This window comes from Candidatus Eisenbacteria bacterium, from assembly GCA_016235265.1.
In the GTDB taxonomy this organism is placed as follows: domain Bacteria; phylum Eisenbacteria; class RBG-16-71-46; order RBG-16-71-46; family JACRLI01; genus JACRLI01.
On record JACRLI010000002.1, the window covers coordinates 131,248 to 153,867 of the forward strand.

At 71.0% G+C, this 22,620-nt stretch carries 17 protein-coding genes; 16 read left to right on the forward strand and 1 reads right to left on the reverse strand.

What is annotated here, in order from left to right; translation table 11 throughout:
* Nucleotide 1: 1 nt before the first annotated feature.
* Nucleotides 2–928: a DUF2007 domain-containing protein gene (locus tag HZB25_00965; GenBank protein ID MBI5835789.1), complete on the reverse strand. Its 927-nt coding sequence runs from the start codon at nucleotides 926–928 to the stop codon at nucleotides 2–4.
* A 384-nt stretch (nucleotides 929–1,312) separates the two neighbouring features.
* Here HZB25_00965 and HZB25_00970 point away from each other — a divergent pair, with 384 nt between their 5' ends.
* The 16 genes from HZB25_00970 (at nucleotide 1,313) to HZB25_01045 (ending at nucleotide 22,564) form a co-directional block, all read left to right on the forward strand.
* Nucleotides 1,313–1,795: a hypothetical protein gene (locus tag HZB25_00970; protein ID MBI5835790.1), complete on the forward strand. Its 483-nt coding sequence runs from the start codon at nucleotides 1,313–1,315 to the stop codon at nucleotides 1,793–1,795.
* 2 nt (nucleotides 1,796–1,797) lie between these two features.
* Nucleotides 1,798–3,492 carry a T9SS type A sorting domain-containing protein gene (locus HZB25_00975; protein ID MBI5835791.1) on the forward strand — a complete coding sequence of 565 codons (1,695 nt, stop codon included), beginning with the start codon at nucleotides 1,798–1,800 and terminating at the stop codon, nucleotides 3,490–3,492.
* A gap of 256 nt (nucleotides 3,493–3,748) precedes the next feature.
* Nucleotides 3,749–5,056, forward strand: a complete 1,308-nt coding sequence (locus HZB25_00980; GenBank protein ID MBI5835792.1) for an adenylosuccinate lyase — start codon at nucleotides 3,749–3,751, stop codon at nucleotides 5,054–5,056.
* Entirely contained in the window at nucleotides 5,028–7,385 is a 2,358-nt protein-coding gene (purL, locus tag HZB25_00985) for a phosphoribosylformylglycinamidine synthase subunit PurL (GenBank protein ID MBI5835793.1), read from the forward strand. The genes HZB25_00980 and purL overlap by 29 nt, the downstream gene beginning before the upstream one ends.
* On the forward strand, nucleotides 7,382–8,197 hold the full coding sequence (locus HZB25_00990) for a phosphoribosylformylglycinamidine synthase subunit PurQ (GenBank protein ID MBI5835794.1): 816 nt from the start codon (nucleotides 7,382–7,384) through the stop codon (nucleotides 8,195–8,197). The genes purL and HZB25_00990 overlap by 4 nt, the downstream gene beginning before the upstream one ends.
* Nucleotides 8,198–8,333: 136 nt before the next feature.
* Nucleotides 8,334–10,187 (forward strand): amidophosphoribosyltransferase, encoded by a 1,854-nt coding sequence (locus tag HZB25_00995; GenBank protein MBI5835795.1) that lies wholly within the window; start codon nucleotides 8,334–8,336, stop codon nucleotides 10,185–10,187.
* 165 nt (nucleotides 10,188–10,352) lie between these two features.
* Nucleotides 10,353–10,913, forward strand: a complete 561-nt coding sequence (locus HZB25_01000; protein MBI5835796.1) for a PEP-CTERM sorting domain-containing protein — start codon at nucleotides 10,353–10,355, stop codon at nucleotides 10,911–10,913.
* Entirely contained in the window at nucleotides 10,910–11,479 is a 570-nt protein-coding gene (locus HZB25_01005; protein ID MBI5835797.1) for a hypothetical protein, read from the forward strand. Before HZB25_01000 ends, HZB25_01005 begins: the two co-directional genes overlap by 4 nt.
* A 261-nt stretch (nucleotides 11,480–11,740) precedes the next feature.
* Nucleotides 11,741–13,339: a lysine--tRNA ligase gene (lysS, locus tag HZB25_01010; protein MBI5835798.1), complete on the forward strand. Its 1,599-nt coding sequence runs from the start codon at nucleotides 11,741–11,743 to the stop codon at nucleotides 13,337–13,339.
* Between the two features lies 1 nt (nucleotide 13,340).
* Nucleotides 13,341–14,576 carry an ABC transporter permease gene (locus tag HZB25_01015; protein MBI5835799.1) on the forward strand — a complete coding sequence of 412 codons (1,236 nt, stop codon included), beginning with the start codon at nucleotides 13,341–13,343 and terminating at the stop codon, nucleotides 14,574–14,576.
* On the forward strand, nucleotides 14,573–15,277 hold the full coding sequence (locus HZB25_01020) for an ABC transporter ATP-binding protein (protein ID MBI5835800.1): 705 nt from the start codon (nucleotides 14,573–14,575) through the stop codon (nucleotides 15,275–15,277). Before HZB25_01015 ends, HZB25_01020 begins: the two co-directional genes overlap by 4 nt.
* Nucleotides 15,278–15,378: 101 nt before the next feature.
* Nucleotides 15,379–15,906, forward strand: coding sequence for a UvrB/UvrC motif-containing protein (locus HZB25_01025; protein ID MBI5835801.1), 528 nt, complete (start codon nucleotides 15,379–15,381; stop codon nucleotides 15,904–15,906).
* Nucleotides 15,903–16,982, forward strand: coding sequence for a protein arginine kinase (locus HZB25_01030; protein ID MBI5835802.1), 1,080 nt, complete (start codon nucleotides 15,903–15,905; stop codon nucleotides 16,980–16,982). Before HZB25_01025 ends, HZB25_01030 begins: the two co-directional genes overlap by 4 nt.
* Nucleotides 16,983–17,005: 23 nt before the next feature.
* Nucleotides 17,006–19,444: an ATP-dependent Clp protease ATP-binding subunit gene (locus HZB25_01035; GenBank protein ID MBI5835803.1), complete on the forward strand. Its 2,439-nt coding sequence runs from the start codon at nucleotides 17,006–17,008 to the stop codon at nucleotides 19,442–19,444.
* On the forward strand, nucleotides 19,437–21,980 hold the full coding sequence (gene bamA, locus HZB25_01040) for an outer membrane protein assembly factor BamA (GenBank protein ID MBI5835804.1): 2,544 nt from the start codon (nucleotides 19,437–19,439) through the stop codon (nucleotides 21,978–21,980). The genes HZB25_01035 and bamA overlap by 8 nt, the downstream gene beginning before the upstream one ends.
* 17 nt (nucleotides 21,981–21,997) lie before the next feature.
* Nucleotides 21,998–22,564 carry an OmpH family outer membrane protein gene (locus tag HZB25_01045; protein ID MBI5835805.1) on the forward strand — a complete coding sequence of 189 codons (567 nt, stop codon included), beginning with the start codon at nucleotides 21,998–22,000 and terminating at the stop codon, nucleotides 22,562–22,564.
* The last annotated feature ends 56 nt before the right edge of the window (nucleotides 22,565–22,620 follow it).

Consider the following 22,620-nt stretch of genomic DNA (forward strand, 5'->3'; position numbering starts at 1 on the left):
ATCAGGGCGGCGGCGGACCGATCGGAAGGGACCCCGCCGGATGGCGCATCCCGCGCACCAGGGACAGGATTTCCTCGAGGTCCTCGTCCGTGAGCAGCACCGTCCCCCGGGGTGCCGCCCCGCGGTCGCGAACGGCCAGCAACGGGCCGTGGACGCCCAGCAGCGCGGGGGACCCGTCTTCCAGCGTCCCTTCGCGCAGCCCTTCGACCGGGAATTCCCGCCGCCCCTCCGGGTCGTCGATCCACAGCGCCCCGCGCGTAAGCGTGACCTGCTCCCACCTCCAGCTGAAGATGGCCGCCAGGGCGAAGAAGCCCGCACCCGCGGCGGGCGCGGCGAGCAGCACCCAGGCGCCGAGGCCGCCGCCCAGCACGAACGCCAGCGCTGCCACGCCCATCGCGCCGCGCAGGCACCATTCCTTCCAGCGCCACGGCGCCAGGGCCACGTGGAACGCCCCTTCCGGCACCTCGAAGGCGGCGGACGGGGGCGCGGCCCCCGCGGCAGCCTCGCCGGCCGCGCCCACGCGCGGTTCCTCCGCCTCGAAGCGCGACTTCCAGGATGTTCCGCAGTCCGCGCAATTCCACCGGCGCATCCAGAACGGCACGAATGGCAGGCCGAAGGCGAACATGACCGGCATGGCCAGCAGCATGGCCCGCGAGGGCAATTCCCGGCGCGTCCGAGGCGATCCGCACTCGGGGCAGGTCACCGCCGCCGGCCGGGCCGAGAGCAGCACCTGGCGCGCGCGGTCCACATCGGCGGCGCCCACGCGCACCTTCACGCCGCCCACGCCCACGGAGTAGAGCCAGTCCGTCGCCACCAGGTACTCGTCGCCGAGGCGGGTCTCGATGCCGTGATGCGCCAGCGCGGCGCGGCAATTCTGCGCCTCCACCGCGGAGGCGAAGGCGGCGATGGTGACGAAGTCGTCGGTCATGCGCGGAAACTACCGCCACTGCGGTGTTTGTCAACGACGGCGCGGGGCGGGAGCCCGCCGATCCGCGGGTCCGCCACGGACGAGGCGCGCCGTCGGCGCCGATTCCGTGGCCCCCACATTGTGAAGGAACGCACGAGCCGTGCGTGGCCGCCGCCGTGCGCGGCGGGCACGGCCGACGGGAAGGACCGCGCGTGAGCCGCGCCGGCCCGCGCCGCGGATGTGCGGATCGCCGCCAGTTTCCCGCGATCGGGGGAGCGCGGCAGTGCAATTTCGGGTACAATTCATGCGAGTATTATCGAGCGGGGGCTGCCGGCTGCAACGCGCTGGCCGACCGGCCCCTGCCACAGGCTAGTCGCGGGCAGAGACCCGCGCACGGGAGGGATCATGCGCAAGATTCTGCACCCCGGACCCACCGCCACGCTCATGACCACGGCCGTGTTGTTGACCCTGTGTCTCGCCGTCCAGGACGCGGCTGCCCGCTCACGCAAGGACGGCCCCGCCCGGAAGTCCGGCCCGGCCCAAAAGGCCGACCTCCGTCCCTCCGGCGCGCCGGTGGTCTCGGGTCTCGTGGTGGCCGTGGACCCGCTGAGCGGGCGCCAGTCGCTGCCGACCCTGGAGCAGCTCGCGGAGCTCTCGGCGGCCGAGAAGCACATGCTCAGCCGCTCCGACGCGGGGCTGGTGCAGCACCGGCTGGCCAACGGCGCGGTGGTGCTGGACCTGGACGGCCGCTTCCAGGAGTTCACCTTCGTGCGCCTCGGGCCCGGCGGAGGGAGGCACTTCTCGTGCATGGACGACGCGCCGGTCCTGCGCCGGGCGCTGAAGCCCGCGGATCCCGCGCGCGACGCCTCCGGCCTGGAGGTGAAGTAGCCATGCGCGCCCCACGCCCGATCCTGCTTCTCGCCGCCGCGCTTCTGGGCCTGGCCGTGGCTGGCGCCCGGGTCGCTTCCGCCGCCGCCACCATCACCATCGTCAACGCCGACGGCGCGGGCGAGGGATTCAACGACGCCACGCCGGCCGCGCCGGTGGGCGGCAACCCCGGCACCACCATCGGCGCGCAGCGCCTGTACGTGTTCCAGCACGCCGCCAACATCTGGGGTGGCATCCTGACCAGCCCCATCGCCATCCAGGTCAACGCGAAGTTCGATCCGCTCACGTGCACCGCCACCACCGGGGTGCTGGGCAGCGCCGGGCCCGCCAGCCTGGTGCGCGACTTCCCCGCGGCCCCGTTCACGGGCACCTGGTATCACATCGCCCTGGCCAACAAGCTGGCCGGCAGCGACCTTTCCGCGAGCTACGACATCAACGCGACCTTCAACTCCAGCGTGGGCGGGGTCGCGTGCCTGCCGACCGGGTGGTACTACGGCGTGGACGGCAACGAGGGTTCGCAGCTCGAGCTGCTGCCGGTGGTGCTGCACGAGCTGGGGCACGGGCTGGGCTTCAGCACCACCACCAGCGGAAGCACCGGCAACTACAACAGCGGGTTCCCCGGCACGTTCGACCACTTCCTGTTCGACAACTCCACCGGGTTGCACTGGAACGAGATGAGCGCTGCGCAGCGCGCCGCCTCGGCCGTCAGCTGCGCGGGACTGGCCTTCGACGGGATCGCCACCACCGGCGCGGCCCCGGCGCGCCTGGGACAGGCCCCGGTGCTGACGCTCACCAGCCCGCCGGGCATTGCCGGGGACTACGACGTGGGCAGCGCCGGCTTCGGGCCGCCGCTCTCCGGCAGCCCGGTCACGGGCCCGGTGGCGCTGGTGAACGACGGCGTGGGCACCGTCACCGACGGCTGCGAGGCGCTGGTGCCGGGCAGCCTCTCGGGGCAGATCGCGCTGATCGACCGCGGCACCTGCGGCTTCGTGGTCAAGGTGAAGAACGCCCAGGACGCCGGTGCCATCGGGGTGATCGTGGCCGACAACGTGGCCGGCTGCCCGCCCGCGGGGATGGGCGGCACCGATCCCACCATCACCATCCCCTCGGTGCGCGTCACGCTCGCCGACGGGAACCTGATCAAGGCCAACCTGGGCTCGGGCGTCTCGGCCACGATGTGGGTAAGCCCCACGCGCATGGCCGGCGCAGACGGGGTGGGCCGGCTGCGCATGTATGCGCCCGTCCCCTACGCTTCCGGTTCCTCGGTCTCGCACTTCGATGTCAGCGCCGAGCCCTCGCTGCTCATGGAGCCGGCCATCTCCAACTCGCTCTCGAACGACGTGGACCTGACGGTAAACGCGTTCCACGACATCGGCTGGTTCGCCGGGGTGACCGGAATCGGCGATGCGCCGCCGCGCGTGGCCGTGGGTTTCGCGGGCTTCTCGCCCAACCCCACGCGCTCGGCGAGCGCCGCGGTGTTCGACCTGGCGAGCGGGGAGAACGTGGACCTGTCGGTGTACGACTTCCTGGGCCGCCTGGTGGCCCGGGTGGCCAGCGGGCATATGACCGCCGGCCGGCACCGCGTGGAGTGGAACGGCCGCGACAGCAGCGGCCGCCGCGTGGCCTCCGGGATCTATCACTGCCGGCTGCGGACGGCGAGCTTCACGGATTCGCGGACGGTGGTGGTGGTGAGGTAGCGGCCCGCCACGGTCCTTCGAGCGCGGTCTCGCGGGGGACCGCGCCGGGGTCGTCCGGCTGCGCCGGATCGACCCCCGTCACGGTCCTTCGGGCATCTGGGACGCGCGTTTGTCACACCGGCCGGCCATCTGCTACATTCCCCGCATCCGATTGCCTTCACCCTCCTCCCGACCCCGGCCGGCCCGACCGGCCGCATGAGATTCGCAGCGACGGACCGGGGCCGAGCCCCGGAGAGGAGTCCCGAGAGACTCGCCCATGATTGACCGCTACACCCGGCCCGGGATGGGCCACGTCTTCAGCGAAGCCCACAAGTACGAACTGTGGCTCGCGGTGGAGCTCGCCATGTGCGAGGCCCGCGAGGCCGAGGGCGCCGTGCCGGATGGCACCGCTGCGCGAATCCGTGCCGCGGCGCGCGTGAACCCCCGGCGCGTGGCCGAGATCGAAGCCGTCACCCGCCACGACGTGATCGCCTTTCTCACCGCGGTGGCCGAGTCCGTGGGCCCCGAGTCCCGCTTCCTGCACTGGGGCATGACCTCCTCCGACCTGCTGGACACCGCACTCTCGCTGCAGTTGCGCGAGGCGGGCGCGCTGCTCGTCTCCGGCTGCCAGGAGCTGCTGGAGGCACTGGCGGCGCGCGCGCGGGAGCACCGCCGCACGGTCATGGTGGGCCGCACCCACGGCATGCACGCGGAGCCCACCACCTTCGGGCTCAAGCTGCTGGGTCACTATCACTCGCTGCGCCACGACCTGGAGCGGCTCGAACGGGCGGTGGCGTTCATCTCCGCGGGCAAGTTCTCCGGAGCGGTGGGCACGCTGGCGCAGCTCTCCCCGGCACTCGAGGAGGCCGCCTGCGCCCGGTTGCGCCTCACGCCCGCGCCGGTCACCACCCAGGTGATCGCGCGCGACCGCCACGCCGAGTTCCTTTCCGCGATCGCATTCGTGGGCGCCTCGCTGGAGCGACTGGCCCTGGAAGTGCGCCACCTCCAGCGCACCGAGGTGGGCGAGGTGGAGGAGCCGTTCGTCAAGGGCCAGAAGGGCTCCTCGGCCATGCCGCACAAGCGCAACCCGATCCACGCCGAGCGGCTGTGCGGGTTGAGCCGGCTGCTGCGCGCCCACGCGAACGTGGGGCTGGAGAATATCCCGCTGTGGCACGAGCGGGACATCTCGCACTCCTCCGCGGAGCGCGTGATCCTGCCGGACAGCTGCATCACGCTGGACTACATGCTGCACGTGGCCACCGAGCTGGTGCGCGGCCTGGTGGTGCGCCCCGAACGGATGCGCGCCAACCTGGACGCCTCGCGCGGCCTGGTGTTCTCCGAGGGCGTGCTGCTGGCGCTGGTGGACGCCGGCCTGGCGCGCGAGGCGGCCTACACGCTGGTGCAGGGCGCCGCCATGCGCACGCTCGAGGAGTCCGCCGCGGGAAGCGCGCGCAACTTCCTGGACCATCTCTCCGATTCGGCGGACGTGGTGCGGCTCGTTCCACGGGAGCGCCTGGCGAAGCTATTCGACCTGGACCACGCCCTGAGGCACGTGGATGCCCTCTTCGAGCGGGTCCTCCGCTGAGCTCCAGGCCCGCGTGACGGGCCTGGACGACGCCGCGCTGGAGCGCTCGCTCCGCGGCCGCGGGCTCAATCTGAAACTGCACGAAGCCCGCCGCCTGGCCTCCGAGCTGGGCCGCGATCCCTCGTGGGCCGAGCTGTTCCTCTTCGACGCCATGTGGAGCGAGCACTGCTCCTACAAGAGCACCCGCCACCTGCTCAAGCGATACCTGCCCACCGGGGCGCCCCACGTGATCCTGGGCCCCGGCGAGGACTCCGGCGTGATCCGCGTGGACACCAACGACGGCCCCTACGCCGTGGTGATGGCCCACGAGAGCCACAATCATCCGTCCCAGGTCCTGCCCCACGAGGGCGCGGCCACCGGCGTGGGAGGGATCCTCCGTGACGTGGCGTGCATGGGGGCCGAGGTCGTGGGCGTGATGGACGGGCTGCGCTTCGGGGACCTCGACGGTCCCAACGCCGCGCGCGTGCGCGAGGTGGCGCGTGGCGTGGTGGAAGGAGTGGCGCACTACGGCGACGCGGTGGGCGTGCCCAACCTGGGAGGTGACGCGGAGTTCTCGCCGGTGTTCGACGAGAACGTGCTGGTGAACGTGGTCTCGCTGGGGGTGTGCCGCGAGGGCGAGATCGTGCGCAGCCGCGTGCCGGCCGCCGCGCGGCGCGAGCCCTACGAGCTGGTGCTGGTGGGAAAGCCCACCGATTCCAGCGGCCTGGGGGGGGCGTCGTTCGCTTCGGTGACGCTCACGGGCGAGGCCGAGAGCATGGGTGCGGTGCAGCTGCCCGACCCGTTCCTCAAGCGGGTGCTGCTGGTGGCGCAGGCGGAGGTGCTCAAGCGCGCGCGCGAGGCGGGCCTCGAGATCGGCTACAAGGACCTGGGCGCCGGCGGGATCGGCTGCGCGGGCTCGGAGATCGCCGCGGCGGGCGGCTTCGGCGTGGAACTGGATTTCGACCGCGAGACCCTGGTGCCGCCGGGGCTGGCCTCGGAGTTCGCGCTGGTGGCCGAGACGCAGGAGCGCTTCGCGTGGGCCGTGCCCGCCTCCTTCGCGCCCGAGGTGCTGCGGATCTACAACGAGCAGTACTCGCTTCCGGAGCTGTATCCGGGCGCGGGCGCGCGGGTGCTGGGGCGGTTCGAAGGCCACGGTCGCTTCGTGGTGCGCCGCGCCGGGCAGGTGGTGGTGGACGTGCCCAACGAGCTGATCACCGCGGGGATTTCCGTGCGGCATCCGGCGAAGCGGCGCCCGCCGCTGCCTCCGGTCACGATGGAGGCCCTCCCGGCGGCGCTGGCCGATCCGGCGGCGCTGCTGAAGCGCTGGGCCGCCTCGCGCCGCGGCGCCTCGCGCCGGCCGCTGTTCCGCTTCTACGACTCCGAGGTGCAGGGCCGCGCGGTGCTGCGCGCGGGCGAGGCCGATGCGGGCGTGTTCCTGCTGCGCTGGGGCGGGCCCGAAGCGGTGGCGGTGACCGTGGATGGCGACCCCGGCCGCCTGGAGGCCGATCCCGCCGGCGGAGCCGCGGCGGCGGTGTGCGAGGTGGCCCGCAACCTGGTGGCCGCCGGCGCGGCTCCCCGGGCGCTCACCGACTGCCTCAATTTCGGAAACCCCGAACACCCCGAGGTGATGGGCGACCTGGAAGAGGCGCTGCGGGGGCTGGGCGAAGCGGCTCGGGCGGTGGGCAGCGAGTGGGAGGGTGGGGCTTTCACGGCACTGCCGTACATCTCGGGCAACGTCAGCCTGTACAACCAGCGCAGCGGAGGGCGCAACATCACGCCCACGCCGATCGTGGCGGGCGTGGGCGTGCTCGCGGACCTGGGGCGCGCCACCACGCCGCGGCTCAAGACAGCCGGCGACGTGCTGGTGTTCCTGGGCCGGCGGCGCGGGATGTTCAGCGGCTCGTGGGCCGCCGCCGAGGCGGGCCTGCCGGAGCGCGGCGCGCTTCCGGCGCCGTCGGAGGCCGGCGCGCAGGCCCGGGCGGAGATCACCCTGGTGCTCGCGGGGATCGGGGAAGGCCGGATCTCGGCCGCGCACGACGTGGCCGAGGGCGGCGTGTTGTGGACGGCGTTCGAAATGTGCCTGCCCTTCGCCTCGGAGCGGTGCATGGGGCTGGACATGTCGGCGCCCTACGAAAGCTGGATGCTCGAGGAGGGCTGCGGCTTCCTGCTGGAGATGGCCCCGTCCGCGCTGCCGGTGCTGGCGCGGCAGGCCGCCGCGGCGGGCCTTGAGGCGTTCGAGGTGGCGAGGGTGACCGCCACGGGGCGGATCCGATTCGCCACGTCGCGGGACGCCGACGTGAAGGCCCTCGCGGCGCTGCGCGCGGACGGCCTCGGGGACATCTTTCCGTGAGGCCGCTCGTGGCGCTGCTCCGCTTTCCGGGCGTGAACTGCGAGTTCGAGACCGCCCGCGCGCTGCATTGCGGCGGGGCCGGGGTGGAGTGGATCGAGTGGGGTCGCCGGCTGGATGAGGGCGCCTTCCAGGGCTTCGTGGTGCCGGGCGGTTTCTCCTACGAGGACCGCGTGCGCGCGGGCGCGGTGGCCTCCCGGTCGGAGTGGGTGGACGCGCTGGCCCGCGCCGCCGACCGCGGGAAGCCGGTGCTGGGCATCTGCAACGGGGCACAGGTGCTGGTGGAAAGCGGTCTGGTGCCCGGCGGCGAGGGCCACCCGGTGCGCCTGGCGCTGGCGCGCAACGGGGGCAGCGGCGCAGGCGGGTACCTGTGCCGCTGGACGTACGTGGAGGTGGGCGCGGCGGCCCCCGGCTGGCTCTCCGCGCTGGCGGGCACGCGCTGGCCGGTGCCGGTCGCGCACGGCGAGGGGCGCTTCACCAGCCGCGACGCGGAGGTGCGCGCCGCGGTGGAGAGCGGAAACCTGGGCGCGGTGCGCTACGTGGGGCCGGACGGCTCGCCGGCGGGGGACAGCGCGTGGGACCCCAACGGCAGCCTTGGCGCCGCCGCCGGCGCGTGCGACGCGCGGGGCGTGGCGCTGGCCCTGATGCCGCACCCCGAGCGTGCCGCGTGGCTGCGGCAGGTGCCGCAGGACATGGACGGGCCGTGGGGCGAGCGACGGCGGTTGGCGCGCACCGCGGCCGAGCTCATGTCGCCCGGGCCCGGACAGGCCATCTTCGACGCGTTCGTGCGCGGCGCGCGGGACGCGGCACGATGAGGGGCGAGGCGCTGTATGTGACCCTCCGGGTGCCCGACCCCGCCGCGCTCACCGCGGCCGCTGCGCTGGCCCGGCTCGGGAGCCCCGCCCCCGCGTGGCTGGAACGCGGGCGGGTGTGGCACCATTCCGGGGTCGGATGGGCGTTCGCAGAGCCCGCCGGCGTGTGGCTGAATCCGAACAAGGAGCGGGGCGTGCGCTGGGCCGGGGGGGGCGAACCCTGGACCGCCTCCCGGGCGCGCGCCGGCGAGAGCGAGATCTGGGTCCTGGTGCGCGATCGCGGCAGCCGGCCGGAGGCCGGCGTGATACGCTCGCTGAACGAGCGCGGGGAGCCGGCGCCGGAGGCCCTGGTGTGTGCCGGGTTGTGGCGCATGGGATTCGCCGGGGGAACCGAAGCAGCCCTCGGGTGGGGCAGGGCCGCCGGCGAGGTGCGCTCGGCGCACTGCGGCCTGCTGGTCAACCCCCACTCGCAGGCGCACCGGGTTTGCGCTCCCGCAACCGGGCTGGACGAGCTGGGCCGGCTGCTGGAGCAACTGAAACGCGAGGCCACGTGATCGAATCTGCGGACTGGCACGACGAGTGTGGCGTGATGGGCGTGTGGGGCGCCCCGCAGGCCGCGGAGTGGGTGTACCGCGGGCTGTATGCACTGCAACACCGCGGCCAGGAGAGCGCGGGCATCGTCTCGTTTCACCAGGGCCGCGCGTACGAGCACAAGGGTGTCGGGCTGGTGGCGAACGTCTTCGGGGGCGATGAGCTGAACGGGCTGCCCGGGGAGCTGGCCATCGGCCACGTGCGCTACTCCACCACCGGCCACAACAACATGGGCAACGCCCAGCCGATCCTGGTCGGGACCCGTGTGGGCCCGGTGGCGCTGGCGCACAACGGGAACCTGGTCAACGCGCAGGAGCTGCGCGCCACCATGGAGAGCCGCGGCTCCATCTTCCAGACCACCTCCGATTCCGAGATCATCCTGCACGGCATGGCGCGGGCCCACGGGGCCACGGTGGAGGACTGCCTTGCGGAGTCGCTGGCGCTCGTTGCGGGCGCCTACTCGGTGACCGTGCTCACGCCGGAGGCCGTGTACGGGGTGCGGGATCCGCACGGGTTCCGGCCGCTGGTGCTGGGCCAGAAGGGCGAGGCCTGGGTGCTGGCGTCGGAGACGTGCGCGCTGGACATCCTGCAGGCGCGCTTCGTGCGCGAGGTGGAACCGGGTGAGCTGGTGCGGCTGGACCGGGGTGGCGTGACCTCGCGGCCGCTCTTTCCGCCGCGGCCGCATCGCTGCGTGTTCGAGTTGATCTACTTCTCCCGCCCCGACAGCGAAGTCTTCGGTCAGCAGGTACAGGACGTGCGGCGCCGGCTGCGGGAGAAGCTGGCCGAGGAGCACCCCGCGGCCGCGGACATCGTGATCTCGGTGCCCGATTCCAGCAACTCCGCGGCCCAGGGTTACGCGCGGCGGCTGGACCTGCCCCTGGAGTACGGGCTGATCCGCAACCACTACGTGGGTCGCACCTTCATCAACCCCAGCCAGGCGGTGCGCGAGCACGGCGTGCGGGTGAAGTTCAACGTGGTGCGCAGCGTGCTCGAAGGGCGCAGCGTGGCGGTGGTGGACGATTCCATCGTGCGGGGCACCACCAGCCGCAAGCTGGTGAAGCTGCTGCGCCGGGGAGGGGCGCGCGAGGTGCACATGAGGGTCAGCTCTCCGCCCATCAGCTGGCCGTGTTTCTACGGGATTGACACCCCTGAACGGCGCGAGCTGATCGCCAGCAGCCACACCTTGGAGGAAATCCGCCGCTATCTGAATGTGGACAGCCTCGGCTACCTGAGTCTGGACGGCCTGCAGGCCACCCAGGCCGACCCCGCCGGATTCTGCTACGCCTGCTTCACCGGGAAGTACCCCGTACCGTTCAAGGACATGCCTTCCAAGCTGAAATTCGACAATAGTTTACCAGATTCCATGCCCGCAGTTGCGAATCTGACGTCGAATCCGACTTGACGGATTAGCTCACCTCCCTTACAATATTCTCTGTCGGGCTACGTGGGGTCCGGCCTCGTGGCGCCGGGAAGCTGCCGGCGTTTTTATCGGCCGCAGAATATATTCGGCAATATTGATATTCGGAGCTGGCAGCCCCGATACAATCCCCTGGGAGAATCTTCGGAGATGATCCGCTTCTGTGTTGCCCTGCTGATGCTCGTCCTGGTGCCGACGGCGGCGATGGCGCTGCCGACGGTGTCCGTGAGCTACGCGCTCACGCCGCTCGGCTCGGACAACTACCGCGTGGACTACACCCTGGAGAACCTGGGTGAGCCCGGCGGTATCAACGAGCTGCTCATGTTCTTCAACTCCTCCGACACGCCCGGGGCGGACTACGCCCCGCTGTCCATCTCGGAACCCTCCGGTTGGACCCACACCGGCCTGGGTGCGGTGATTCCGCCGGACCCGGGGCACTACGCGTGGGCCATCGACTGGTTCGACGCCGACCCGTCCGACCCCGGCGTGCTTCCCGGCTCCTCGCTGGGCGGCTTCTCGGTGGCCTTCCACTGGTCCGACCCGCAGGTGCCGCCGGGTTCCCAGTTCTTCGAGGCGTTCGGCACGGCGCCCCACGAGGGCCACACCGTGACCCCGGAACCGGCGACGCTGCTGCTGCTGGGCACCGGCTTCACGCTGTTCGGCCTGCGCAAGAAGTTTTCCAGCCCGGGTGGTGAGGGGGAGACCAAGTGAAAATCCGAGTCATTGTCACCGCGCTGCTCCTGCTGGCGCTGGCGGCCGGCACGGCCGTGGCGGGGGGCACCGTGGTCAGCTACAAGCTGTTCCACCGCGAGGGCCCCAGCTGGATCCAGTACTACCCGGGCGACGTGTTCCCCCCGGGGGGCGGCAGCTCCGGAACCAACACCTGGCGCTACGTCTACACGCTCGAGAACGTGTCCTCCGCCTGCGCCGTGAACGGGCTGTACGTGTTCTTCAACGGTGACGGCGTCACGCACGCGACGCCGCCCCCGACCGCCTCGGGCGCCCCGGGGGGCTGGACCCCCTCCTACCTGGCGCCCCCGGCGGGCCAGTACGCGTGGCGTGAGCGGTTCCGGGGCCTGGGTGCCCCGGTGCCCATGGGCGGCAGCCTGACCGGTTACATGGTGGAGTTCCTCTGGAACGACGACGTGTTCCCCGGGGTGCAGAGCTACGACGCCACCTGTACCACCGGATCGGAAACCGGTCTGACCGTGGCCGTCCGGCGCACGTCCCCCGTGGCTCCCGGCTCGTGGGGGCAGCTGCACCGACTGTACCGGTGACGACGGTCCCCGCCGGCCCGGCGGCCTGACCGCCATCCCCGGTAGTGAGGGCCCTCGCGGAGCCCCCGGCGCACCCGTGCCGGGGGCTCCCTCTCTTGGGGCCGCAGCCACGCTCCGCTCACGTTTCCCACCCCGCCCGGCCGGAACTCGAGCGCGGCGGACCGGCTCTCCGCCTGCGTCCCCGATTTGACACGCACCGGTTGCCCTCATACACTGCAATCTCCGCTCCTTCAATCATTTGACCCGGCAAGGAGGCAAGCCATCGCTCTCAATGAAGTCCTGCGCTCACGGCACGAGAAGCTGGAGCGGCTGAAGGCTCTCGGCGTGGAGCCCTATCCCTACAGGTACGAGCCCACGCACCACGCGGAGGACATCCTCTCCGGGGCCGCGCAGTTCGAGGCGCACCCGGAGGAGGTGGTGCGGGTGGCCGGACGGCTGGTTGCGCACCGGGGGCACGGCAAGGCGGGCTTCGGGCACGTGCTGGACGAGACCGGGAGAATCCAGGTCTACGCCAGGCAGGACATCCTGGGCGAGGACGGCTACCTGCTGTGGAAGGAACTGGACCTGGGGGACTTCCTCGGCGTGGAGGGGCCGGTGTTCCGCACCAAGACCGGCGAGATCACGGTGCAGGCGCGGCAGCTCACGTTCCTGGCCAAGTCCATGCGCCCGTTGCCCGAGAAGTTCCACGGGCTCAAGGACGTCGAAGTGCGCTCCCGGCAGCGGTACGTGGACCTGGTGGCCAACCCCGAGGTGCGCGCGGTGTTCCGCAGCCGCAGCCGCATCGTCTCGTCCATGCGCCGCTTCCTCGAGGGACGCCGCTTCCTGGAGGTGGAGACCCCGATCTTACAACCCATCTACGGCGGGGCGTTCGCCAGGCCGTTCGTCACCCGGCACAACGCGCTGGACATGGAGTTGTACATGCGGATCTCGTTCGAGCTCTACCTCAAGCGGCTGCTCGTGGGCGGGTTCGAGCGGGTGTTCGAGATCGGGCGCGACTTCCGCAACGAGGGCGTGGATCGCTCGCACAACCCCGAGTTCACGCAGATGGAGGCCTACCAGGCCTACGCCGACTACCACGACATGATGGATCTCACCGAGGCCATGGTGGCCGCCATCGCCACCGAGGTGTTCGGCGGCACGCAGCTGCCCTACGGTGGGGACACACTGAGCTGGGCGGCGCCCTGGCCGCGGCTGCGGCTCTTCGAGCTGCTGCGGGACCACGCCGGCGCGGACCTCTCGGGCGGGGACGCGCGCGCCGCGCTCGACGCCTGCCGCCGCAACGGCATCACCCCCGGCGCCGACTGGGACTACGGCCGCGCCGTGGACGAGCTGTTCAGCGAGCGGGTGCAGCCTCGCCTGGTCCAGCCCTGCTTCGTGCTGGACTACCCCAGGGATCTCTCGCCCCTGGCCAAGGAGAAGCGCGGCGCCCCGCACCTGGTGGAGCGCTTCGAGGCGTTCGCCGGCGGCATGGAGCTGGCTAACAGCTTCTCGGAACAGAACAGCCCGCTGGCGCAGCAGCAGGCCTTCCGCCGCCAGGCCGAGCTGCGCGAGGCCGGCAACCTGGAGGCGCAGCCCGAGGACCGCGACTTCCTGCGCGCCCTGGAGTACGGCATGCCGCCCGCGGGCGGGTTGGGGGTCGGGGTGGACCGGTTGTGCATGCTGCTGACCGACCAGCACACCATCCGCGAAGTGCTGCTGTTCCCGCACCTGCGCCCCGAGCGCGACCTGGACGAGGAGGAGGGGGCGGGCGGCGAGGGACCCGGCGAGGGGGCTGGCGCCGGGCCTCGGGACGGGTCTGGCGCCGGGCCTCGGGACGCGTCCGGGGGCGGGCCCCGCGGCGGCTCCGGCGGGACGGAGTAGCTTGACCACCGAGAGCTTCATCGCCCGGCGCTACCTGCGGCCCCAGGGCACCACCGCGTTCATCGGATTGATCAGCGTGATCGCGGCCGTGGGCGTGTTCGTGGGCACCGCCGCGCTGACCGTGGTGCTGGCGGTGATGAACGGGTTCCAGGCCGAGGTCGAGACCCGCATCACCGGGACCAACGCGCACGTGGTGCTGCTGCCCGCCGACGACCGGGCGTGGTCGGACTACGCCGGGACGCTGGCGCGGGTGCGCGCCACGCCGGGCGTGACCGGGGCGGCCCCGTTCGTCTACACCAAGGCGCTGATCCAGTGCGGCGAGATCGCCGACGGGCTGGTGGTGAAGGGCGTGGACCTGGCGCAGGAGCGGGCGGTCACCTCGCTCGCCTCCAGCCTGCAGCCGCCGCTGCGCGCGATCCCCGACACCACCCCGGGCGGGCTGCCGGGCATCGTGCTGGGACGCGAGCTGGCCGACCGGCTGCGCGCGCGCCCGGGCTCGGTGGTGAACCTGTACTCGCCGCGCAACGCCGCGCGCACCTCCCTCGGATACGCGCCCAAGGCGCGCTCCTTCCGGGTGGTGGCGCTGTTTTCGAGCGGCCTGTACGAGTACGACTCGAGCCTGGGCTACCTGTCGCTGCGCGCGGCCCAGGACTTCTTCGACCTGCCCGGCGCCGTGACCGGACTGGAAGTGCGCATCGCGGATCTGTACCGCGCCCGCGAGGCGGGCCGCGAGCTGGCGGGTGCCGTGCCCTCCGAGCACCTGCGCGCCAACAACTGGATCGACCTCAACCGGAACCTCTTCGTGTGGATGCGCAAGGAGAAGCTGATCATGTCCATCATCCTCGGGTTGATCGTGGGGGTGGCGGCCGTGAACATCGTCTCCGGGCTGTTGATGGTGGTGCTGGAGAAGAAGCGCGACATCGGCGTGCTCAAGACCCTGGGGGCGCCGCCCGCGCAGGTGCGCCGCATCTTCCTGCTGCAGGGCCTGTGGATCGGCGGAGCGGGCACCCTGGCCGGCATGGGCACGGGGCTCACGCTGTGCTTCCTGCAGCTGCGCTTCCACCTGGTGCGGCTGCCCGGCGACGTGTACTTCCTGGAATCGCTGCCGGTGCGCGTCATGCCCCTGGACGTGCTCGTGACCGCCGCGGGCGCGGTGGCCGTGAGCCTGCTGGCCGCGTGGTATCCCGCCTGGTGGGCGTCGGGGCTCAAGCCCCAGGACGCCATCCGCTACCAATGAACCCCGGTGCCGTGCCCGCGCCCGCGCTCGAGGCGCTCGGGGTGACCAAGGTCTACCGCTCGGGGGGGCAGGAACTCCCGGTGCTCCGCGGTGTGGACCTGGTGCTGATGCCGGGGGAGTGGGTCAGCCTCGTGGGCGCCTCCGGCACCGGGAAGAGCACGCTGCTGCGGATCCTCGGCACGCTCGAGGCCCCCAGCGGCGGCGAGGTGCGCCTCGACGGCGTCGCGGTCACCGGGCAATCCGAAGCCGCCCTCGCGCGTCTGAGGAGGGAGAAGGTGGGCTTCGTGTTCCAGTTCCACAACCTGCTGGGCGAGTTCACCGCGCTGGAAAACGTGATGATGCCCGCGCTGCTCGCCGGCGTGGCGCCGCGCGAGGCGCGCGAGCGGGCCGCGGCGCTGCTGGAGGCGGTGGCACTGTCGGAGCGCTCGGGCCATCGGCCCGGGGAGCTCTCGGGCGGAGAGCAGCAGCGGGTGGCGGTGGCGCGGGCGCTGGTCAACGAGCCGGGGGTGGTCCTGGCCGACGAGCCGACCGGCAATCTGGACCCGGCCCGGGCGGGGGAGGTGGAGGAGCTCCTGGCGGGGCTGACCCTGGGCCGCGGGGCGGCCCTCCTGGTGGCCACCCACGACCCGAGAACGGCACGTAAAGCAAAGAGAATATTACAGTTGGATGGGGGGCTTGCGCGCGACGCCGTCTCCCTTTAGGGTGAATCAGGGGGCTGCCCGGTCCGATATTCCCTTTATGGGGCCCGCTCCTTAGGCCCCCGCACCTCGAACGCCGTCCGCCCCGGCCCATCGGAGTCTCCATGCAACCGTGCCAGATCTGCGGAAAGAACCCGGCCTCGGTGCACTTCACCGAGATCGTGAACGGCAAGATGTCCGAGTTGCACCTGTGCGACACCTGCGCGCACGACAAGGGCATCCAACCATCACTGGGCAAGGGCAAGTTCTGGATCTCCGACCTGATCGCGGGAATGGTGGACGAGACGGTCGGCGCCGAGTCCGAACGCGTCGGCAGGGTACAGTGCTCGGGCTGCGGGCTGCTGTACTCCACGTTCCGGGAGACCGGCAGGCTGGGCTGCCCGGAGTGCTACACCAGCTTCGGCGCGCAGCTCCGGCCGGTGCTGCGCCGCATCCACGGCGCCACGCGGCACATCGGCAAGGCGCCGCTGCGCGACCAGGGCCGGCTGCAGCAGCGCATGGAGATGGCGTCGCTGCACGACGAGCTGGAGCGCGCGGTGGAGCGCGAGGACTTCGAGAAGGCGGCCGAGCTGCGGGACCGCATCCGCACGCTCGAGACGACCGCCGCCCCCGGGAAGGGACACGAGGGATGACGCCCGCGCTGAAGGAGCTGGCCCGCCGCCCCAGCCGCTGGCTCGACGCCAGCGGCCCGCACTCCGAGGTGGTGCTGTCCACCCGCGTGCGGCTGGCGCGCAACGTGCTCGGTGCCCCGTTCACGCACCGGGCGCGCGAGGAGCAGCTGCACCAGGTGCTGCACAGCGTGGTGAGCGCCGCGCGGCGCACCGGCTCGCTGCGCGACAGCGTGCTGCTGCGCATGGGCGACCTGGCCGGGCTGGATCGCCAGTTCCTGGTGGAGCGCCACCTGGTCAGCCACGACCTGGTGGAGGGCTCCAGCACCCGCGGGCTGCTGCTGGGCCCCGACGAGACCGCCTCGATCATGATCAACGAGGAGGACCACCTGAGGCTCCAGGTGATCCACTCCGGCTTCCAGCTCGCGGAGTCGTGGCGCAGCGCCAACCACCTGGACGACGAACTGGACGGCCTGCTGGACTACGCGTTCTCGGAGGAGCTGGGTTACCTCACGGCCTGCCCCACCAACGCGGGCACCGGCCTGCGCTGCTCGGTGCTGATCCACCTGCCGGCCCTGGTGCTCACCAAGCAGATCACCAAGGTGCTGCAGGGCGTGACCCAGGTGGGCCTGGCCGTGCGCGGCTTCTACGGCGAGGGCTCGGAGGTGATGGGCAACTTCTTCCAGGTGAGCAACCAGACCACGCTGGGTCACCGCGAGAAGGAGACGGCCGAGAACCTGGAGCGGGTCACGCGACAGCTGATCGAGTACGAGGAGAAGGCGCGCGAGGTGCTGCTGCGCGACGCCCGGCTGCAGATCGAGGACAAGATCTACCGCGCCCTGGGCACGCTGGCGTACTGCCGCAGCATCGGGTCGCAGGAGACCCTGAACCTCAGCTCGGCGGTGCGCTTCGGCGTGGCGCTGGAGCTGCCGGGGCTGCCGCCGCTGCCGGTGCTGAACGAAATACTGGTATTCTCGCAGCCGGCGCACCTGCAGCGCATGCTGGGCCGCGAGATCGGCCCGACGGAACGCAACGTGGCCCGGGCGGAGTACGTCCGGGGCCGCCTGAATTCGAACGAGACCCGCGCGGATCGCGCGTAGACGACGGAAGTCCCGAGGGAGCCATGCAAGACAAATTCACGGAACGCGTCCGCAAGGTGATGTACCTGGCCCGCGAGGAAGCCGCCCGGCTGCAGCACGACTACATCGGCACGGAGCACCTGCTGCTGGGAGTGGTCCGCGAGGGAGAGGGCATCGCCGCCACGGTGCTCAACAACCTGGGGCTCGACCTGGACCAGATCCGCCAGGCGGTCGAGAACATGGTCTCCAGCAGCGGGGGGACGCTGACCATCGGCGAGATCCCGTTCACGCCGCGCGCCAAGCGCGTGCTGGAGCTGGCGGTGGACGAGGCGCGCCAGCTGGGACACAACTACGTGGGCACCGAGCACCTGCTCCTGGGGCTGATCCGGGAGGGCGAGGGGGTGGCCGCGCGCGTGCTCATGGAACTCGGGGTGGACCGCAAGAAGGTCCGCGAGGAGACGCTCAAGCTGCTCGGCGGCGCGCCGTCGGCGGGCGCGCAGGAGAAGGAAGAAAAGGTGGAGACCCCGGCGCTGAACCAGTTCGGGCGGGACCTCACGCAGCTGGCCCGCGAGGGCAAGCTGGACCCGGTGATCGGGCGCGACTCGGAGATCGAGCGCGTCATCCAGGTGCTGTGCCGCCGCAAGAAGAACAACCCGGTGCTGATCGGCGAGCCGGGCGTGGGCAAGACGGCCATCGCGGAGGGCCTGGGGCAGCGCATCGTGGAGGGCAAGGTGCCCGAGCTGCTCAAGGACCGGCGCATCGTCACGCTGGATCTCGCGGCGGTGGTGGCCGGCACGAAGTACCGCGGCCAGTTCGAGGAGCGGCTCAAGGCCGTGATGAACGAGATCCGCGAGTCGCGCGACACCATCATCTTCATCGACGAGCTGCACACCATCGTGGGCGCGGGCGGCGCGGAGGGGGCCATCGACGCCTCCAACATGCTCAAGCCGGCGCTGGCGCGCGGCGAGCTGCAGTGCATCGGCGCCACCACGCTGGACGAGTACCGCAAGTACATCGAGAAGGACGGCGCGCTGGAGCGCCGCTTCCAGCCCATCATGGTGGACCCGCCCAGCCTGGAGCAGGCGATCCTCATCATCCGTGGCCTGCGCGACAAGTACGAGGCCCACCACGGCGTGAAGATCACCGACGGCGCGGTGGAGGCGGCGGTGCGGCTGAGCGACCGGTACATGAGCGACCGCTTCCTGCCGGACAAGGCCATCGACGTGATCGACGAGGCCGGCTCGCGCGCGCGCCTGTCCACGGCCCACGCGCCCGCCGAGATCCGCGAGCACGAGAAGAAGATCGACGAGGTGGTCAAGGAGAAGGAGGCCTCCATCGGGGCGCAGGAGTACGAGAAGGCCGCCAAGTTCCGCGACCGGGAGCGCGAGCTGCGCAGCCAGCTCAAGGAGATGAAGCGCAACTGGAGCGAGACCAAGGCCGGAACCGACGCGATGGTGGACGAGGAGATGATCGCGCGGATCATCTCCACCATGACCGGCATCCCGATCATCAAGCTGGAGCAGAAGGAGTCCGAGAAGCTCCTGCGGATGGAGGAGGTCATGGGCCAGCGGATCGTCGGCCAGCTCGAGGCGGTGACCGCCATCTCCAAGGCCGTGCGGCGCAACCGCGGCGGCCTGCGCGACCCGCGGCGCCCCATCGGCTCGTTCATCTTCCTGGGCCCGACCGGGGTGGGCAAGACCGAGCTGGCGCGGGTGCTCGCCGAGTTCCTGTTCGACGACCCGGACGCGCTGATCCGCATCGACATGTCGGAGTTCATGGAGAAGTTCAACGTCTCCCGCCTGGTGGGCGCGCCGCCGGGCTACGTGGGCTACGAGGAGGGCGGCCAGCTCACCGAGAAGGTGCGCCGCAAGCCGTACTCGGTGGTGCTCCTGGACGAGATCGAGAAGGCCCACCCGGACGTCTTCAACCTGCTCCTTCAGGTATTGGACGACGGGCAGCTGACCGACAGCATGCGCCGCAAGGTGAACTTCAAGAACACGGTGCTGATCATGACCAGCAACCTGGGCTCGCGCATGCTGCGCGGGCGCAGCTCCCTGGGCTTCCAGAAGCAGGGGGCGGAGACCACGCACGAGAACCAGAAGAAGGCGGTGCTGGACGAGGTGAAGCGGGTCTTCAACCCCGAGTTCCTCAACCGCATCGACGACATCATCGTGTTCCACTCGCTGGGCATGCCGGAGATGGAGAAGATCATCGAGATCCTGGTGAACCAGCTGCGCGCGCGGCTGGCGCAGCAGAAGATCGACCTGGAGGTGTCGCCCGAGGCGGTGCACCTGCTGATCGATCGCGGGTTCGACCCGCAGCTGGGCGCGCGCCCGCTGCGCCGGGCCATCCAGAGGCTGCTCGAGGATCCCCTCGCCGAGCGCGTCCTGGGAGGGGCGGTCAAGGAGGGATCGCGCGTGCGCGCCGTGGTCCAGGGCGAGGAGATCGTGTTTGAGTCCGAAACCGTCGAAACCAGTGCCTGACGCACCCGCCCGCCGACCCGCGCCGGGGCGACGGGCGATCCCCGCATGGATCCCCGCGGTCGCGGCGCTGCTGGCGCTGGCGGCCCCGCCGGCCCGCGCCCAGTTCCCGGGGGAGGAGGGCCGGCCCGGTCCCGGCGGGCCGGACCCGCGCGCGCAGGAGCGCCGCGTGCCGGCCCCCCATGACCCTTCGCGGGCCCTGAAACCGGCCGCTCCGGGCGCAATCACCCCCCTGCCGCCCGCGCCCGCCGACGCCGCCATGGTGGACTCGGTGTGGGTGAGCGGCGTGGCCCGCGTGGATTCCGCGCTGGTGGCCCGCAAGCTCGGCGTGCGTGCCGGCGACCGCTACAACCCCGAGTCCGTCCGCCGCGGCCTGCGGGCGCTGTTCGACCTCGGCTACTTCTCCGACCTGCGACTGGACGCCGACACGCTCACCGACGGCACGGTGGTGCTGACGCTGACGGTGCAGGAACGCCCCACCGTGGGCGCGGTGGAGTTCACCGGCAACAAGAACGTGGATGCCTCCAAGCTGCGGACCGCCGTGGGAGTGAGCCCGGGACAATGGGCCGACGCCGACATGCTGGCGGCGGAGGCGGGCAGGCTGCGCGAGTTCTACCGCGGCGAGGGCTACGCGGGGGCCGTGATCGAGGCCCGCCTGGTTCCGCCCGACTCCCGGATGCCCAACGTCATCTTCGAGATCCGCGAGGGCGACAAGGTCCGGATCGAAGCCATCACCTTCACCGGCAACCGCGCGTTCGAGGCCAAGCAGATCCGCAAGGCCCTGCAGACCCACCCGCACGGCTTCCTGCGCAGCGGCACCTACAAGCCGGAGGAGCTGGAAGCAGACGTGGAGAACGTGGCCACGTTCTACAAGGACCGCGGGTACCGGCAGGTGCACGTGGGCTCCCCGGAACTCGCCTACGACACCACCGGCACCCGGCTCACGGTGAACTTCCCGGTGATCGAGGGCCCACTGGAGCGGTTCGGCGTGACGCGATGGACCGGCTCCACGGTGTTTCCCGACTCCATGCTGCCGCACTTCCTGGACTACCGCCCCGGGGACGTGTACAGCCAGGCGAAGGTGCGCAAGACCATGGAGGCGATCTACGGCGCCTACCTGGACCGCGGCTACATATTCGCCGACCTGGACCCGCAGATGGGCACCCGCGACTCGCTGGTGGACCTCCAGTATGCCGTCACCGAGGGCCGCCAGGCCCACCTGCGCGAGCTCAAGGTCACCGGCAACCAGCGCACCAAGGAGAAGGTGGTGCGCCGCCAGATCCTGATGCGCCAGGGGGACGTGTTCCGCCGCACCGCGCTGCAGCGGAGCCAGCGCGACGTGTTCTCGCTGGGGCTGTTCTCCAACGTGCTGGTGGACTACCAGCCCGCGCCGGAGCCCAATCCCAACGGCGACGTGGACCTGACCATCAAGGTGGAGGAGAAGGAGACCGGCACCGCCAGCGCGGGCGCGGGCTACTCCAGCCAGACCGGGATGACCGGCTTCGCGGACCTGGGACACAAGAACATCTTCGGCGGCGGGCAGTCCGTGAATCTCCACCTGGAGCGCGGCAGCAACGTGAGCGACTACCAGCTCAGCTACACCGAGCCCTTCTTCAAGGACACCCCCACCACGGTGGGCTTCGACGTGTTCAACACCTTCCGCAACCGGGCGTCGGCCTCGGTGTCCTCCATCGCCACCTACTACGACACCAAGCGCCGCGGCGCGGCGATCACCCTGGGCCGGCCGGTGGGCTTCATCGACTACAGCCGCTTCTCGTTCACCTACCGGCTGGAGGACGTGACGCTCACCAACTTCATCGACAGCCTGATCTGCAAGGACGGCTCGGCCACCTGCCCGGACTCGCTGAAGACGCTGAACGGCTCGTACACGCCGGACATCACCTACCTCAAGGGCCAGAAGTACCCGCAGCTGACCAGCTCCATCACGGTGTACTTCACGCGCAACAGCACCAACAACCCGTTCTACGCCACGGCCGGCTCCGCGCTGACCTACCGTCTGGGAATCACCGGCGGGCTGCTGGGCGGCGTGGTGAGCTTCAACAAGCAGGTCCTGGACTGGAAGCACTACGTGCACCTGGGCGGGCCGTTCACGCTGATGCACCGCCACCGCCTGGGGGTGCTGGCGGGCAACAGCACGAATGCGAAGCTCGACCCGGTGCCGCTCTACGAGCTGTTCCGCCTGGGCGGGACCACCGAGGACTACCTGCGCGGCTACCCCGACTATGACATCGTGCCCGAAGGCAACCGCCAGACGCTGGGCGGAAAGTGGGCGCTGGTGAACTCGCTGGAGCTGCAGTTCCCCGTGACCAACCCGGTGCACGGCGTGCTCTTCCTGGACGCCGGCAACACCTGGAACAGCTGGGCGGACATCAAGGCGCAGCCGCTCAAGTACCGCACTTCGATCGGACTGGGGATTCGCATGGAGATCCCGATGCTGGGCCCGATCGGATTCGACTACGCGTACGGGTTCGCGCGGAAGAAGTGGGTGCCGCACATCCTGTTCGGAGGCCAATTCTGATGCACCACGGAGGCGCCATGAGACGGATCGCGGGTCGCGCCCTGGCCGTGCTGCTGCTCGCCTCGGCGGGCGCGGGCGCGGCGCGCGCGGAGGAGCTCAAGCTGGGGTTCGTGGACACCGCGCGCATCTTCGAGCAGTACAAGGTGGCGCAGGACGCCCAGCGCCAGTTCGATCGCGACGTCGAGAGCTGGAACCGCGACCTGCTGGACGCCAAAAATGAGATTGCGAAGCTCAAGCAGGAGTTGGACAATCAGGGCTTGGTGTTGAGCGACGCCAAGCGGCGGGAGAAGGAAGCCGTGCTCACCCGCAAGCAGAGCGAGTACCAGAATCAGGCCGACGGCATCTGGGGCCCCAAGGGACGGGCCACCACGCGCAACGAGGACCTGGTCAAGGGCGTCATTGACAAGGTGAAGAAGGCCCTCGACACGCTGGCCCAGAAGGAAGGGTACACGCTCATCCTCGATGCGGCCTCGAACCGGATCCTCTTCGGGAGCAAGTCCTTCGACCTCACCGACAAGGTCGTGGAGCAACTGAACAAGGAAGCCGCCGACAACTCGTCCGGCCTGGCGCCCGCCAAGCGTTGACCGACGGGCCGGGCCTGCCCGCGCGGGGCCCGGGGGTCGCGACACCAGGGGACTCG

What these genes read in the sequence shown, in the direction of transcription:
- HZB25_00965 (MBI5835789.1), bottom strand. Translation starts at nt 928, where the DNA reads ATGACCGACGACTTCGTCACCATCGCCGCCTTCGCCTCCGCGGTGGAG.
- HZB25_00970 (MBI5835790.1), top strand. Translation starts at nt 1,313, where the DNA reads ATGCGCAAGATTCTGCACCCCGGACCCACCGCCACGCTCATGACCACG.
- HZB25_00975 (MBI5835791.1), top strand. Translation starts at nt 1,798, where the DNA reads ATGCGCGCCCCACGCCCGATCCTGCTTCTCGCCGCCGCGCTTCTGGGC.
- HZB25_00980 (MBI5835792.1), top strand. Translation starts at nt 3,749, where the DNA reads ATGATTGACCGCTACACCCGGCCCGGGATGGGCCACGTCTTCAGCGAA.
- purL (MBI5835793.1), top strand. Translation starts at nt 5,028, where the DNA reads ATGCCCTCTTCGAGCGGGTCCTCCGCTGAGCTCCAGGCCCGCGTGACG.
- HZB25_00995 (MBI5835795.1), top strand. Translation starts at nt 8,334, where the DNA reads ATGGGCGTTCGCAGAGCCCGCCGGCGTGTGGCTGAATCCGAACAAGGA.
- HZB25_01000 (MBI5835796.1), top strand. Translation starts at nt 10,353, where the DNA reads ATGATCCGCTTCTGTGTTGCCCTGCTGATGCTCGTCCTGGTGCCGACG.
- HZB25_01020 (MBI5835800.1), top strand. Translation starts at nt 14,573, where the DNA reads ATGAACCCCGGTGCCGTGCCCGCGCCCGCGCTCGAGGCGCTCGGGGTG.
- HZB25_01025 (MBI5835801.1), top strand. Translation starts at nt 15,379, where the DNA reads ATGCAACCGTGCCAGATCTGCGGAAAGAACCCGGCCTCGGTGCACTTC.
- HZB25_01030 (MBI5835802.1), top strand. Translation starts at nt 15,903, where the DNA reads ATGACGCCCGCGCTGAAGGAGCTGGCCCGCCGCCCCAGCCGCTGGCTC.
- HZB25_01035 (MBI5835803.1), top strand. Translation starts at nt 17,006, where the DNA reads ATGCAAGACAAATTCACGGAACGCGTCCGCAAGGTGATGTACCTGGCC.
- HZB25_01045 (MBI5835805.1), top strand. Translation starts at nt 21,998, where the DNA reads ATGAGACGGATCGCGGGTCGCGCCCTGGCCGTGCTGCTGCTCGCCTCG.